General features: G+C 29.4%; 19 protein-coding genes and 1 tRNA gene. 16 read left to right on the forward strand and 4 right to left on the reverse strand.

The features are described 5' to 3' along the window. Positions 1–336: 336 nt before the first annotated feature. The 16 genes from PHEL85_RS07555 to PHEL85_RS07630 all read left to right on the forward strand — a co-directional run bounded on the left by PHEL85_RS07555 (position 337) and on the right by PHEL85_RS07630 (position 12,378). A complete protein-coding gene (locus PHEL85_RS07555) occupies positions 337–972 on the forward strand; it encodes a class I SAM-dependent methyltransferase (RefSeq protein WP_036826016.1) in 636 nt (211 codons plus the stop codon). Between the two features lie 205 nt (positions 973–1,177). Continuing rightward, entirely contained in the window at positions 1,178–2,440 is a 1,263-nt protein-coding gene (locus PHEL85_RS07560; protein ID WP_036823462.1) for an RNA polymerase sigma factor, read from the forward strand. Positions 2,441–2,484: 44 nt separating this feature from the next. Further along, positions 2,485–2,928, forward strand: a complete 444-nt coding sequence (locus PHEL85_RS07565) for a YciI family protein (protein ID WP_081965097.1) — start codon at positions 2,485–2,487, stop codon at positions 2,926–2,928. 19 nt (positions 2,929–2,947) lie between these two features. Continuing rightward, the gene (locus PHEL85_RS07570) at positions 2,948–3,307 is read left to right on the forward strand and encodes a YciI family protein (protein ID WP_036823468.1); all 360 of its coding nucleotides are present in this window, start codon (positions 2,948–2,950) and stop codon (positions 3,305–3,307) included. Between the two features lie 219 nt (positions 3,308–3,526). Continuing rightward, on the forward strand, positions 3,527–4,657 hold the full coding sequence (locus PHEL85_RS07575) for a helix-turn-helix domain-containing protein (RefSeq protein ID WP_036823470.1): 1,131 nt from the start codon (positions 3,527–3,529) through the stop codon (positions 4,655–4,657). A gap of 109 nt (positions 4,658–4,766) precedes the next feature. Further along, complete coding sequence (locus tag PHEL85_RS07580) at positions 4,767–5,354, forward strand: hypothetical protein (RefSeq protein WP_036823472.1); 588 nt, start codon at positions 4,767–4,769, stop codon at positions 5,352–5,354. 187 nt (positions 5,355–5,541) lie between these two features. Then, a complete protein-coding gene (locus tag PHEL85_RS07585) occupies positions 5,542–6,093 on the forward strand; it encodes a TetR/AcrR family transcriptional regulator (protein WP_036823474.1) in 552 nt (183 codons plus the stop codon). A gap of 2 nt (positions 6,094–6,095) precedes the next feature. Further along, on the forward strand, positions 6,096–6,908 hold the full coding sequence (locus PHEL85_RS07590; protein ID WP_036823477.1) for an alpha/beta fold hydrolase: 813 nt from the start codon (positions 6,096–6,098) through the stop codon (positions 6,906–6,908). A 5-nt stretch (positions 6,909–6,913) separates the two neighbouring features. After that, positions 6,914–7,333 carry an LIC_13387 family protein gene (locus PHEL85_RS18330; RefSeq protein ID WP_036823480.1) on the forward strand — a complete coding sequence of 140 codons (420 nt, stop codon included), beginning with the start codon at positions 6,914–6,916 and terminating at the stop codon, positions 7,331–7,333. Between the two features lie 228 nt (positions 7,334–7,561). Then, positions 7,562–7,834, forward strand: a complete 273-nt coding sequence (locus PHEL85_RS17940) for a helix-turn-helix domain-containing protein (protein WP_200882334.1) — start codon at positions 7,562–7,564, stop codon at positions 7,832–7,834. After that, on the forward strand, positions 7,831–8,295 hold the full coding sequence (locus PHEL85_RS17945) for a GyrI-like domain-containing protein (protein ID WP_200882335.1): 465 nt from the start codon (positions 7,831–7,833) through the stop codon (positions 8,293–8,295). The genes PHEL85_RS17940 and PHEL85_RS17945 overlap by 4 nt, the downstream gene beginning before the upstream one ends. Positions 8,296–8,437: 142 nt before the next feature. Then, positions 8,438–8,788 carry a nuclear transport factor 2 family protein gene (locus PHEL85_RS17630; RefSeq protein ID WP_262501560.1) on the forward strand — a complete coding sequence of 117 codons (351 nt, stop codon included), beginning with the start codon at positions 8,438–8,440 and terminating at the stop codon, positions 8,786–8,788. A 306-nt stretch (positions 8,789–9,094) separates the two neighbouring features. After that, complete coding sequence (locus PHEL85_RS07615) at positions 9,095–9,652, forward strand: porin family protein (RefSeq protein ID WP_036823486.1); 558 nt, start codon at positions 9,095–9,097, stop codon at positions 9,650–9,652. A gap of 200 nt (positions 9,653–9,852) precedes the next feature. Beyond that, a complete protein-coding gene (locus PHEL85_RS07620) occupies positions 9,853–10,458 on the forward strand; it encodes a hypothetical protein (protein ID WP_156109141.1) in 606 nt (201 codons plus the stop codon). A gap of 77 nt (positions 10,459–10,535) precedes the next feature. Continuing rightward, a complete protein-coding gene (locus tag PHEL85_RS07625; RefSeq protein WP_036823491.1) occupies positions 10,536–11,735 on the forward strand; it encodes a serine hydrolase domain-containing protein in 1,200 nt (399 codons plus the stop codon). A 223-nt stretch (positions 11,736–11,958) separates the two neighbouring features. Then, on the forward strand, positions 11,959–12,378 hold the full coding sequence (locus PHEL85_RS07630) for a DUF3995 domain-containing protein (protein ID WP_036823493.1): 420 nt from the start codon (positions 11,959–11,961) through the stop codon (positions 12,376–12,378). Between the two features lie 182 nt (positions 12,379–12,560). Here the strand turns inward: PHEL85_RS07630 and PHEL85_RS07635 are convergent. The 4 genes from PHEL85_RS07635 to metF all read right to left on the reverse strand — a co-directional run bounded on the left by PHEL85_RS07635 (position 12,561) and on the right by metF (position 15,382). Further along, positions 12,561–12,634, reverse strand: a tRNA-Asp gene (locus PHEL85_RS07635). Positions 12,635–12,697: 63 nt separating this feature from the next. After that, positions 12,698–13,618 (reverse strand): DUF58 domain-containing protein, encoded by a 921-nt coding sequence (locus tag PHEL85_RS07640; protein ID WP_036823496.1) that lies wholly within the window; start codon positions 13,616–13,618, stop codon positions 12,698–12,700. A 260-nt stretch (positions 13,619–13,878) separates the two neighbouring features. Beyond that, complete coding sequence (trxA, locus tag PHEL85_RS07645; RefSeq protein WP_036823499.1) at positions 13,879–14,196, reverse strand: thioredoxin; 318 nt, start codon at positions 14,194–14,196, stop codon at positions 13,879–13,881. Positions 14,197–14,425: 229 nt separating this feature from the next. Continuing rightward, positions 14,426–15,382, reverse strand: a complete 957-nt coding sequence (gene metF, locus PHEL85_RS07650) for a methylenetetrahydrofolate reductase [NAD(P)H] (RefSeq protein ID WP_036823502.1) — start codon at positions 15,380–15,382, stop codon at positions 14,426–14,428. Between the last annotated feature and the right edge of the window lie 16 nt (positions 15,383–15,398).

The following is a 15,398-nucleotide window of genomic DNA, read 5'->3' on the forward strand; positions in this document are numbered from 1 at the left end:
GTGTTTAAAACAAACCTTAGTTCCCCTCCTTTAATTGAATGGATGGCACCCTTATTTAACTTGCATCCATACTTTTCAGAGTGGTCGGTAGATACTGAAGGTTTGGACAATGTACTTCGCATTGTTTGCTCTAAACTGTTAGAGAAAGATGTCATTCAGCTAATGCATAACAAGAGTTTTCTATGTGAAGTTTTTCCAGATTAATGATTGAAATGAAAACGGTAAAAGTCTCAACATTAAAAGTAGTTTAACTCTTGTTCGCAGTCGTTCTTATGTTTCATTAAAAAATGGAATTGGAATAATAAAAAGTTTAAATAATTAATAATGGTGAATAAAATGAATAAATCGAAAGAGTTCTGGGATAGGGCTTCAAAAAATTATGATAAAACAGAAGAGCGTTTTGAATATATTCATAGTAAGTCCAGAGAAAACACTAAAAAGCATCTCAACGGCAGCAATATTGTTTTAGATTATGGATGTGGTACTGGTACAACATCCTGTGAAATTGCCAATCTGGTGAAAGAGATTCATGCTATTGATATATCATCTAAGATGATTGAAATTGCAAAACGGAAAGCAGACGCTAGTAAAGTTGAAAATATAAATTTCACGCGAACGGATATTTTTGATAAAAGGTACAAAAAGGAATCGTTTGACGTGATTTTGGCTTTCAATATGTTGCACACAGTGGCTAATCCACAGGTAGTTTTGCAAAAGATATATGAATTGTTAAAACCTGAGGGGTTATTTATTTCTGTAACACCTTGTTTACGGGATAAAATGGCATTTTTAGTTAATATTCAGATTCAGCTTGTTCGGATATTATGCAAAATTGGAGTAATCCCAGTTCCTATTAGAAGACTTAAAAGCTCTGAGTTAGATGATTTAATTGTAAATGGAGGTTTTCAGACAATTGACACTGAAAAGTTATATAAAGGGGCATCTAGTTATTTTGTTGTAGCAAAGAAATAATAAAAGTTTCATACCGTCAGCCACAGTATGGCACTTTGGCTTAAACGACTAGAATTTATTAATTTAAAAGACAAACTTGAGATGTATAAAAATAATAGCAACTTTGGTGCTTAATCAAAAGCACTTTTTTATATTTATAGTCTGTCTAAACGGAAAATTAGCGTTTAGAAATCCGCTATTATCCTTATACAAGACATTAGGAAAAATGACCGTAACTAACGAAAAACATAGTCGAGAATTGACCGAACATTTTTTTAGAAATGAGTACGGAAAAATGGTTTCTGTTATTACAAAATACATAGGAACTGAAAACGTCCAAACTGCGGAAGACATTGTTCAGGAAACTTTACTAAAAGCAGTTGATTATTGGCAACACAACGGAATACCTAAAAATCCACAAGCTTGGTTGTACACGACTGCAAAAAACCTGACACTCAACATCCTAAAGCAAAAAAAATATCAGTCGGAATTTAATGAACAGACGATCGAACAAAATTCGGAACAATTAGAAAAATTGGAAATTTCCGAAGAACTGATTTCTGACGAACAGTTAAAAATGATGTTCGTTTGTTGTCATCCTAAAATCTCGGAAAACTCACAAATTTGCTTGATTTTAAAAATACTCTGTGGATTCAGCATTTCAGAAATAGCAAATGCTTTTTTTACAACAACCGAAACTATTAACAAACGTTTGGTACGAGGTCGAAAGCTATTGAGAACTAACAATGTGAGTTTTAAACTTCCAAAAAATCTTAATGAAAATCTTCCGATTGTTTTAAAAACAATCTTTTTGCTTTTTAACGAAGGCTACTGTCCAACCCAAAAAAACGAACTTATAAGGTATGGTTTGTGTCTTGAAGCAATTCGACTTTGCGAAATATTGGTAAATAGCGAAAACCTCGAAAAAAAATCTGATTGCTTAGCACTTTTGGCTCTTATGTATTTTAACGCTTCACGATTTGATTCAAGAATGAACGTAACCAATTCCATTATCGAAATGGACAAGCAAAATCGAAAAAATTGGAATCAAGAATTAATCAATAAAGGTATTCAAAACCTAAATCAAGCCATTAGCGAAAAGAAAGTTTCCATTTATCTGATTTTAGCAACTATTTCCGCAAATCATTGCATTGCACCAAGTTTTGAAAAGACAGATTGGGAAGAAATTTTATCGCTTTATGATGGTTTAATTGAATTAGAGGACACCCCAATTACTCGACTGAATAGAATTGTTGCACTTTCAAAAGTAAAAGGAAACAGAAAAGCAATATCGGAATTGGAACATCTTGAAAAAAAGAGCAAAATTGATAAAAACCATCTTTTTCATTCAACATTAGCCGAACTCTACAAATTGGAAAACGAGATTGAAAAAGCCAAAAACAGCTACAAAAAAGCCATTTCTTTGACCAACAATAAGCGAGATGCAAATTTGCTTCAAAAAAAATTAATAGAAGTTGTCCCTATTTAACAAACTCAATTGTTATAAAGGTATAATCTATTAATATAAAATTTATGAAGAAAATTTTTATCACCTTAATAGTCTGTATGACTATTTCAAACAGCTATTCTCAAACTGACAGTAGTGCAGAGCTTCAACAGGAATTTATGCTTTTTGTCTATTCAGATGGCAATCGGGTAACCGACCTAACATCCGAAAAGCAACAATTACATATTCAAAAAATTGTTGACTACATTGAGAATTTAGCCAAAACAGGAAAACTAAAGGACGCACAACCTTTAGAAATGGAAGGAACTAAAATATCAAGTAACAAAGGTGCTTTAAGTGAAACCGAACTGAACAAAGACAAAAAAGTTATCTCTGGATATTATCATATTTTAGCTGTGGATATGGTAGAAGCGATAACCATTGCAAAAGCAGACCCAAGATTTGAAGAAGATGGTTGGGAAATTGTAATTCGTCCAATTAAAAAAGTCGAAGGAATAAACAAAAAGTAATCACTTAAAAATATTAATTATGAAAGAATTTATGTTATTTATTAGAAGCGAAGGAAATCCAGTAGCGAACCTTTCGCCAGAACAACAACAAGAACACGTTCAAAAAGTTGGCGGATTTATTAAAAAAATGGTTAGCGAAGGAAAAATGAAATCGGCCCAACCTTTGGAAATGGAAGGCATTATTTTATCCTATGAAAATGGAAGTTTTACAGACGGACCATTTAATGAAACCAAAGAAGTTATTTCCGGATATTACCACATTCTAGCAAAGGATTTAAATGAAACGATTGAAATTGCAAAATCTGACCCAAGATTTGAGGACGGAAAATGGAGAATGGAAGTTCGACCGATTATGAAAGTTGACGGAATTAATGAATAAATACGAAAGAAACAGCGGAACAAAAACTACTGCCAACAAAGACGTATATAAAAAATAGCAGTTAAGAGCTAAATCAAAAGTTTATTTCTTTTCTGCTATCTTTGTATTAATCCGAAAAATGGCACACATAAACCTGCTACTTTTCATATACAAGCACGTTAGCTATTAAAAAACTGCAAATGAACGTTTCAAACATTGAAAAAAACTAAATTTTAATTAATGAATCTAATTTTAGATTTCTTTTTAGTCGGTGGCATCGTAATTATTGCAATAATTTTATTGCGACTATTAAGAATAAAATCTAAAGAACTACCTCAAAAAGTATTGATACTACTTTTTTTACTTCTCTTTTTTGTTGCTGTATACTTTTATGCCTTGTTACATAATATAAATTGGCTCATAAAACTCTGTTTTTTACCAAATGATATAACAATAATTACTTTAGGACCTTTATTATTTCTATATGTAAAATCTTTATTCTTAAAAGAAGATAAATTAATAAAGAATACTTTGGCACATTTTATTCCTACTTTCTTATTTGCTTTTGGCATTACGATTCCAACGATACTGTTCAATAACTTTGAGATAGACGAACTTGCCTACACACAAACAAATTTTATACGTAGCATTATAAGAATTGAAAATTTATACTTAATTCTATATTTAATTATTTCATCACGATTGTTATCAAAGTATCGAAAATTGACTAAATATAAATACTCAAACCTAACGAAATATGATTTTAATTGGATAAAGATTATGCTTTTATCCTCATTGGGTATTATAAGTGTTGATTTAGGGTTTAAAATATATGAATCCTTCTTTGGTAATTTTCAGTGGAATGTTGATAATATTTCTGTATTAGCGATGATTGTTCTAGTTTCATATTTGGCGTATTATGGTGTAAATCAATCTAAAGTATTATTACCATCCTTTCTATTAGATAATGAAATTGAATCTGAAATTAATAAGAAAAAAAAGAAAACATTATCTTCTGAGAAAAAAGAAGAGTTTGAAAACTTGAAAAATAAACTTGAACTTATTATAAAAACTGAACAACCATATTTGGATGAAGATTTGACATTAGGGAAATTAGCAAAACAGCTTTCCACAACAGACAAAAAACTTTCCACTATGTTAAATCAATACTTGAGCACTACATTTTATGATTTAATAAATAAGTATCGTGTAGAAGCTGTAAAAGAAAAAATAAACTTAGATAACTATAAAAATTATAATCTGTTTGGAATTGCCTCCGAATGTGGTTTTAAATCAAGAACAAGTTTTAATAGAATTTTTAAAAAAGAAACTGGACGTTCTCCTTCTGACTTCAAAAAAAGTATTTCATAAAAATTGTTATGTCTTTTTTAACATATAATAACATACCAACGCTTCTATTGGTCAACTTAAATAATTATAATTTTATTGATTTGCAGCTAAATTTATAAACTATAATAAAATGAAAAAAAAGGCATTAACATTATTATTTTGTGGACTTGCATTAATTGCAAAATCACAGAACACACATGAAAAATCACAAAAAAAGAGTGTAGAAAAATCAATCTTCGGAATTCAAACAGGTTTTGCAGGATTATGGGCTTACAATGAATTGAAATTATCAAATCAAATTGCATTACGAACTGAATTAGGGTTTGATGCTTATGATAATGATGATTTTTATCCTGATGCAGGTTTTCTAATAACTACCGTTATTACATTAGAACCACGTTGGTATTATAATCTAGATAAACGAGCAAGTAAATCAAAACGAATAGATAATAACAGTGGAAATTTCTTTTCACTTAAAACAAGTTTTCGTTCAGACGATTTACTTCTCGACTTTGGAGATGATAAAAAAGCACAAATAGTAGATAACTTATCTATAATTCCAACTTGGGGAATTAGAAGAAACTTAGGAGAACATTTTAATTATGAAACGGGTATTGGTGTTGGTTATATTCACTATTTTTCTAAAAACGTTGGATTTACAAAAAACAAAGGTGAAGCTGCAATAAATTTACACTTACGTATTGGCTATCAGTTTTAGCAGTAAAAACGTTGTACAACAGCGTAAAAATAATAGGACAGAATAATGCTTATACCAGACGGTTTCTACGTCATTTGACGTTACATCCTTCTTCCTTTAATATTTTAAAAAAATTATTAACTATTTTTCTAGACGTAATCGTTTAATAAATACTATATTTAACTTCTAAACGATTGCGTCTAATAACATGCCGAAAATAGTTATACACAAAAAAAATTGGATTGAACTTGGATATAAACTATTCTCTGAAACAGGGATTTCAGGAATAGTGGTTGAAAAAATGTCTAAAAAATTGAATTGTAATAAGTCAAGCTTTTATTGGCATTTTAAAACAAAAAAAGAGTTTGTTCTACAATTGACAAATTATTGGGTAGATAATGAAACAGAAAAAATAATTAAACTAACAAGTTTTGAAAAAAATACTTCTCAAAAATTAAAATTGCTAATAGAGATTAGTTACAAAAAGATGCCTTATTTAGATTTCGTGTTTTATTTAAAAAGGTATGCTCTTAAAGAGAATAAAATATCCAAAATTATTGACAGTATTGATGATCAAAGAATTGAATATGTTAATTGCTTATTGAAAGAAATTGGCTATTCAAATAGAGATGCTAAAATCAAAGCATCTCTATTATACAAGCACTTAATCGGATATCATGAAATGATGAGATATAAAGAACAAAAAGAAAATTTTTTGATAGAAGTAAAAAAGGAAATTAATCAATTTATCGATTATTAAATATGAAAAAGAAACTTCTAACCTTCCTTTCAAAAATAGCCCCCAATACTGTAATGAATTATGCATACAGACAACTTACAAATCCTCAAATTAGAAAGCTTCGTGAATCTGAATTAGAAATACTTAACAATTCTAAAAAAGAAATATTTGAATTTAGAGATTTTAAAATTCAAACTTATAAATGGAAAGGTGGAAAAGATAAAATCCTATTAATACACGGTTGGGAAGGACAAGCAGGGAATTTTTCTGATATCATTAAAGAACTTACTAAAAACAACTTTTCAGTATACGCATTTGATGGTCCTTCTCACGGATTTAGTAGTAGAGGAAAAACAAGTTTATTTGAGTTTACAGAATTAGTAAGTGTGTTAATAGAAAAGTATAAGGTATCCCAATTAATTAGTCACTCATTTGGTGGAGTAGCAACTACATGTTCTCTTTTCAATAATAATTTAAGCATTGAAAAATATGTATTATTAACAACACCAGATAAATTTTCGGAAAGGATTGATGATGTTTGTGAACGTAACGGAATAACAAAAAAAGTAAAACATAAATTAATTAATCACATAGAGAAAGAACTTAACATTACTGTGTCAAGTATTAATGTTAGCGATTTTGTAAAAAAAATTGATGTTAAACAAGCAGTAATTATTCATGATAAGTATGATAAAGTAGTTCCAATAAAGCAATCTAAAAATGTGCATGCTAATTGGAAAACTTGCAAGTTTATTGAAGTAGAGAAGACGGGTCATTTTGGAATTTTAAAAAATGACTCAGTTATTAACTTGGTTCTAGAATTTCTAAAGAAATAGTAATTATGGGTGCAAAATATATTTGGGAATTTGGTTCATTAATTTTTGTTATTTTGGGTACTGTTCATTTGGTCTATACTTTTTTTACCAATAAATTCTCTTCCAAAAACATAATAGTCATAAGGGAAATGAAAACTTCACATCTTAATCTTACAAAAGAAACTACAATTTGGAAAGCTTGGATTGGATTTAATGCAAGTCATAGTATTGGAGTAATCTTTATTGGTGTCATAAATTTCTATTGTGCTTTTAAATATTTCAGCACTTTACAATCTGACCATTTCTTTTTCATTTTTAATATACTAGCTATTGGTACTTATCTGTGTCTTTCAAAAATATATTGGTTTAAAATTCCACTAATAGGGACATTAATTGCATTGACTTGTTACATATTGTCATATTCTACAATATTAATGACTAATTGAGCTTAAAAGACGAACGTCCAACAGAGAGTTGAGGTAAAAATAAATGAAAAAATTAGATAAAAAAATAGAAACCGATTACTAAAATCGAATTAACCGGGTTTTCGATTTTATTGACAAAAACTTGGAATCAGATTTATCTTTGAATGCTGTTTCTAGAATTGCTTTTTACTCGCCATTTCATTTTCATAGAGTTTTCAATTTGTTACTGAAGAAACTCTCAATGAATATGTGACAAGGCGGAGAATTGAAAAATCATCTTTGGATTTACTTCATAAAAACATTACAACAACAGAAATAGCTTACAAATACGGATTCAGTGATAATTCTTCTTATTCAAGAACTTTTAAAAAGTATTTTGGAATAAGCCCAACCGGATTTATAAAGGAAAATCCAAATAGATATAGCAAGATTCGTCAACTTAAAAGCAAGAATGGACAAGAATATCCTGATCAAGAAAAATACATTTGCATCATTAATAATTTAAAAAAATGGGAGAAATGAATGCAAAAATTGAAATTAAAGAAACACATGAATTGACTACTACAAGAGTAACTCACGTTGGATTAATTGGAATTGAAAACGCTTTTGAAAAACTTACAAAGTGGGCAATACCAAAAGGCTTAATAAAAAATTCAGAAGCTAAAATGGGTAGAGTTTTCTACGACAGTTTTAAAGTTACTGCGCCTGATAAGGTTCGTATGAGTGTTTTTTTGACAACTAATGACCCCTTTGAAGCAGAAGGCGAGATTAATAAATTGACTATTCATAAAGGGAAATGTATTGTTGGTCGTTTTGAAATCACACCAAATGAATTTGAAAAATCTTGGACAAGCCTTTTTATTTGGATGAGTGAAAATGGATATAAAAAGAGCCCTGAAAATCCATTTGAAATTTATCATAATGACTACAGAGAACATCCTGAAAATAAATTTATAGTCGATTTAAATATACCAATTGAATAAAAAACGTTGTACAATATATATATAATAAGTGCAAATCACAAGGTTTGTACTTATTTGAAAAACTCGCCAAATTTTTAAATTTGACTCTTATATACGTTAAAATAAAAACAAAATATAAAAATTAATAAATATAAAAAATGTTATCGAAAATTGGATAACAGGCTTTCATAAAGAAGATGTCGAACAGCTTACTGACCTATTTTCTGAAAAAGCCACTTTCTATGACCCACGATATCATTTATTAAAAGGCAAAGAAACGATTGAATCCTACTATGCTCATTTATTATCTGAAACCACAGCTTGGGGTGCAAGAATGTTTGAAGGGTCTTATTTGCATGGTGAAGATTGTTTTGCAATACATTCTCGTTTAAAATTTACTTGGTGGGAAAACAATGTAACTATAGATTGGCCTTTCGTTGCTTTTTATAAAGTACGTCTATCTGATGGTAAGATCATTCGTTATAACGAATATTGGGATACTGAAGATACTTAAAAAAAAAATAGGAATTAAGACTTGGGGGCCTTAGCCAAAATATGCAAAGCCTAAATAAAAAGTCCATTTATATGGATAAAAAAGTATACCAACTACACACTAAAAAATTTGTTAAAAAACAAAAACGACTGATTCTTACAAATTTCTATCATACCAAATAATTAACTTTGCACAATTACTAAGTCATAGAAGTAAAGATTGGCAATAATTAAAAAATAATTTGTACCATTTTAAGATTCTTTGAATCTAAATGAAAAAGATAAGGAAGCAAAAAAGCTTTCGCTTTAAATTAAAAACACTTCAATTATGAAAAAAATATTACTAGTATCAATTATTGTTATTTTAGGGCTATCAAATTCAATTATAGCTCAAAATGTCAATTTTGGGTTAAAAACAGGCCTTAACATTTCAAACTTTACCGGAGGTGATGCAGATAGAAATAATTTACTTGGTTTTCATATTGGTGGATTTACCGAATTTAAGCTAAATGAAAAAATTTCACTTCAACCAGAACTATTGTATTCCACACAGGGTTCAGAAGTTGAAAATTTAACAAAAATCAAAGTAGATTACCTCGCAATTCCATTAATGGTGAAATATTACGTGTCTGAAAAATTTAGTATAGAAATAGGACCGCAAGCGTCATTTTTGGTTAATGACAAGGTAGAATTTAATGATAGCTCAATTCCTGATGCTGATAGCGATGCTTCAAGTTTTGATTTTGGACTCAATTCAGGTATAGAATATAATTTCACCTCAAATCTATTTGCACAAGCACGATATAATTACGGTATTACAACGGTTGTGGAAAACCCTGACATTAAAAACAGTGTATTTCAGATTTCATTGGGATATAAGTTTTAAGTTATACCAAACCAGAACAGAAAGCCAATTGCCTCCACGGTGTACAATTAACATAACATTTTTTTAAAAAAAATATGAAAAATATTCTTTTAACAGTCTTTTCAGTATTTGTCTATCTAAGCTCTTTTTCACAAAATGCTACCATCACACCTTTAAACAATTCTTTCGATTCAGAATTAATCAAAAATGAAATTTATGAAATGAATTGGTTTATGGAAATAGACACTTCCAAAATAGAAATAGGAAAAGTTAAAACAGAAATAAAAAGAATTAAAAATAACATTTCAATAATAACCTCTGTTAAATTGAATCAAGTTCAAACAAAATGGATAGACAGTACTCTAGCTCGTGTAAGTGACCTTAAACCTATTTACCATTCTTCATATAATCAACAAAGAGATATGGTACTTAATTTTGATGAAGAAGTAACGGGTTATTATTTTGACAAAAAAACAAATATCAAAAGCGAAATATCTGAGATTACCACAGGTAGTTATTTCGATAGCAATATCTATCCGCAATTGATTAGATGGCTGCCATTAAATAACGAATACCACAAAACTATTTCTATTTTTGATTATAATCCAAGCACTAAAACAGGAATAATAAAAGCATTTATTAAAAATGTTGAAAAAGGTAAAATGCCTGGAAATGGAGATAGAGATGTTTGGATAGTGAAAATGACTGATGATATTTCGGACAATAAAGCCATTATGACATTTTATATTGATAGTAATAACAGACAAATAATTAGGCAAGAAGTGGATATACAAGGACGAAAGATGGTTATGCAGTTAATTAATTGAATCCTTAAAAGCTCAACTAGCTCTATAAACATAGGGTTTAATATTAGAGCAAAAATTGTAACATAAAACTTAGCTAAATGAAAAAATTAGTTCTTACGTTCATCCTAAATATTATTGCTAGCTCAATTTATTGTCAGACCAATGACTCTATTTCAATAAAATTGACCAAAGAACTTGAGAAAATATTTTCAAGAGGATATATTAATGGATTCTCCGTAGCCATTGTAAATAAAGATGGTACACTATATGAAAAAGGATTTGGATATTCTGATAAGCAAGCAAATAAAAAATACACAGCACATACTATTCAAGGTATTGCCTCCATTTCCAAAACCTTTATTGGTGTTGCATTGCTAAAAGCTCAAGAATTAGGCAAACTTAAGCTAGATGATCCTATAAATCAATATTTGCCTTTTAAAGTAATCAACCCCCATTTCCCTAATACACCAATAACCATTAGGCAATTGGCAACACATACATCTAGCATAGGATATATTTATAGCACCGAAAAATATGACTACATTTTAAAAAAAAAAGATAATAAGGGGTTAAAGGTGAAGAACGTTTTTCGTTTACCAAATGAAATGATATCTCTAGACCTCTTTTTGAAAAGATTTTTAAGTAAACAAGGGAAATGGTATAAGAAAAAGAACTTTTTAAAAAACAAACCAGGAGCAACCTTTAAATACTCTAACATTAACGGTGGTTTAGCAGCATTTATTTTAGAAAAGGCGACTGGTGAATCTTTTAATGAATTTACAAAAACACACATTTTTAAACCTTTAGAAATGTCTAATACGGGTTGGTTTTTTAATGAGGTGAATTTTGAAAATCATTCTAAACTTTATACCAGTAAAAAAGATGAATTAGCCCCTTATCAAGGAATTAATTATCCCGCTGGAAATTTAATTACCTCATCATCAACTTTAGCCTTATACCTTTCTGAATTGATTTCTGGTTTTAGTGGAAATGGAACATTATTGAGTAATCACAGTTATCAAGAGTTCTTTAAACCGCAGTTGACTGATGAAAATTATGAACAAAGACATAAAGACGTTTATAGTGATCAATATAATATAGGTGTTTTTATGGGGCTTTCTGCTCAAGGACAAATTGGTCATACAGGAGGAGACCATGGAGTGGTAACCCATATGTTTTTTAACACAAAAACTAAAGTAGGCAAACTTATTATTGTAAATACCTATCCCAAAAAAGAAGGAAGAAAACAGTTTTTTGATTTATGGTATACCCTTGAGAAATATGAAAATAAATTATAACTAGCTGGTAAAAAATGATAATAATTAATGTACCTTTTGGTGATTATCCCAAAATGTAGAGTTTTAAACTAAATCCGCCAAATCTTTTTGATTTGGCTTTATGAACAAAAAGATATAACAAAAAAAATAGCTAAGTTCTTAATCGGAAATTCAGCAATTTTAATTCCCGCACTAACCATTGCTGAGACGTTAGCAACAATTTGAAAGAAATAAACTGAAAATCATGATTTTATCAATCCTATTAAGCATAATATTAATTGGACTCGGACTAATTCATTTCAACTGGGTCATCGGAAGGAAATTTGGCTTTGCAGCATCGTTACCGACAAAAGAAAGAGGAGAAAGAGTATTGAATCCAAAAAAAATTGATAGTATAATAGTTGGAATAGGATTGACTGCGTTCGGAATCTTTTACATTTTGAAATCTGGAATTATTGAATACAATTTACCTGAATGGTTTATGAAATATGTTAGTTGGATAATTCCAATATTATTTCTTTTACGAGCAATTGGCGAATTTAAATATATCGGATTTTTCAAAAGCGTAAAGAATACTGATTTCGGAAAGTTAGACACCAAATTCTTTTCGCCTTTATGTTTAATAATCGGAATATTTGGAATGATAATTCAACTTATGAAATAAAAAATCTACGTACACAAACAAACAACTTTCTATATAAATAAATGTTACCACCAATTTGAAAATTAGGCTAAAGCTTATCCGATAGCATATTAGATAAAGTGTCGGTTGCTAACTGGGGGGCGTGAGTGGAAAACAATATTTTAAACATAAAAAAAGCACCTCATAAAATGAAGTGCTTTTCGCGGTCTGGACGGGACTCGAACCCGCGACCCCCTGCGTGACAGGCAGGTATTCTAACCAGCTGAACTACCAGACCGTTGCTCTTAGCGGTTGCAAATATAACATAGATTTTAATACCTGCAAACATAAAATGAAAAAATTACATATTTTTTTTTCTACTAATTAAATAAGAAGTCAAAATTTCATTATAACCTTTATGGATGTCTACAGGAATATAATCAATTTTATATTGTAAACATTTATTCTTCAATTCTTTAAAATAATTTTCGACTAATTCTTTATATTTTTCCTGTACATTTTCAGCATAAACATTTATTTCTTCCCCTGTTTCAACATCAACAAATTTTTTCGGTGAATTGTCAAAATTAAAGTTAAATTCTGTTTTTCCATCATATGTATGAAACAAAATAACCTCATGTTTGTTGTATTTTAAATGTCTTAAGGCTTCAAATAAGGCTTCATCCTCTTTTGAAGTCTGAAACATATCTGTGAATAGAAAGATTAATGAACGCCTATGTATTTTCTCTGCTATTTCATGTAAATAGTGGTAGGTTTCTGTTTTTGCTTTTGAATCAGAAACCAACAATTGTTCTAATTGATGTAACAACATATTTCTATGACGATCACTTCCTTTTTCTGGAGCATAGTATTCATATGTATCAGAATAAATACTTAAACCAACTGCATCTCGTTGTCGCTTTAAAATTTCCATTAAAGATGCTGCTGCAACAGCAGAAAAACCAATTTTATTTAAAGTATTAATTGTTTGTTTTTTTACAATAGGATAATGCATTGAAGCAGAATTGTCAATTATAATATGACAACGTAAGTTAGTTTCCTCCTCATACTTTTTGGTATACAATTTCTCTGTCTTCGCAAATAATTTCCAATCTATATGACGTGTACTTTCTCCGTTGTTATATAATTTATGTTCAGAAAATTCCACAGAAAACCCATGAAACGGACTTTTATGAATACCTGTTATAAAGCCCTCTACTACTTGTTTTGCAAGTAAATCTAAGTTTTTTATTTCTGCTGATTTAACTTCGGATAAATTCATGTTATTTTTTAATGTTTTGAGCTCTTGTAAGATTGTCTGTAGTCTGTAATAATTTCTTTAACAAAATAGGATTGTAATTTGGATTCTCTTCTAAAATTGCATTTATATCTTTTTATGGTTTGAATTTCTTCCCTTATCTATTACAATATATTAAAGCAAGTAATGAGAAATAAATTTTCATACAAAAAAATTAGATTCTAAAAATAAAAAAAGGTTTGACGTTAGCCAAACCTTTATCTTATTTATAATGTTAATACTACTTATATAGCAGCATCAATTTTACCTGTATACACATTTTTAGGAGCAACTCCTACTTGCTTATCTACAACTTCTCCGTTTTTAAAGATTAAAACAGTTGGTATATTACGTACACCATATTTAGCTGCAAATTCTTGGTTAGCATCAACATCTACTTTACCAACAATAGCTTTACCTTCATACTCAGCATGAATTTCATCAACAATTGGCCCAACCATTCTACAAGGTCCACACCAAGCAGCCCAAAAATCTACTAATACTGGTTTGTCTGATTTTAATACTAATTCGTCAAAGTTTGCGTCTGTTATTTCTAATGCCATTTTTTTTATATTTTTAAATTGTTATTTCAGTTTTGAATTACAAAAGTAATCATTTTATTTATTTTCTAGTTTTCAAAAAAATTACTTTTTCTTATTTGTCTATCAATACTACTTATGCTTACAAATAAAGAATTCATTAAAAAAACGACTAAAATGAGTTATTTTTTAATGAATTCTTTATTTAAGATTCCTTTTTTACAGGAAATACAGTTTAAATTAGTTTTTATATTTAAAATAATTCGGATGCAATTGCTTGTACATTATCACTTTTACCCATAGAATAATAGTGTAAAACAGGAACTCCTGCCGCTAATAATTCTTTAGATTGCTGTATTGCAAACTCAACTCCAACTTGTCTTACAGCCTTATTATCTTTACAACCATCTACAGCATCAATTAAGTCTTGAGGTAAATCAATTTTAAAAACTTGAGGTAAAATTTGTAAATGTCTTTGTACTGCTAAAGGCTTAATTCCCGGAATAATTGGTACGTTAATTCCTATTTCTCTTGCTGCTTTTACAAACTCGAAATATTTATTATTATCAAAAAACATTTGCGTTACCACATAATCTGCACCAGCATCTACTTTTTCTTTTAAACGTCTTAAATCCGACACTAAAGAAGGAGCTTCCATATGTTTTTCTGGATAACCAGCAACACCAATACAAAAATCTGAATGATGTTCTACTTGTACATCATCATGTAAATATTTACCACGATTTAAACTCGCAATTTGATCTACCAACTCTGTTGCAAATGCATTTCCTCCTTTTACAGGTTTAAAATACGGCTCATCTTTCATAGAATCTCCACGTAAAGCCATCACATTATCTAATCCTAAATAATGGCAATCTACCAAAACATATTCTGTTTCTTCTTTGGTAAAACCTCCACATAATAAATGTGGAATGGCATCTACTTTATATTTATGCATAATAGACGCACAAATACCTACAGTTCCTGGACGCATTCTGGTAATTCTCTTATCTAAGAGCCCATTTCCTTTGTCTAAATAAACGTACTCTTCTCTAGAAGTTGTAACGTCTATAAAAGGCGGATTAAACTCCATTAACGGATCTATATTGTTATATAAATCTTGAATGTTTTTTCCTTTTTTAGGCGGAATTACTTCAAAAGAAAATAAAGTTTTTCCGTTTGCATTTTTAATATGATCTGTTACTTTCATTAGCCTCCCTTAATCC

This window comes from Polaribacter sp. Hel1_85 (genome assembly GCF_000766795.1).
GTDB lineage: Bacteria > Bacteroidota > Bacteroidia > Flavobacteriales > Flavobacteriaceae > Polaribacter.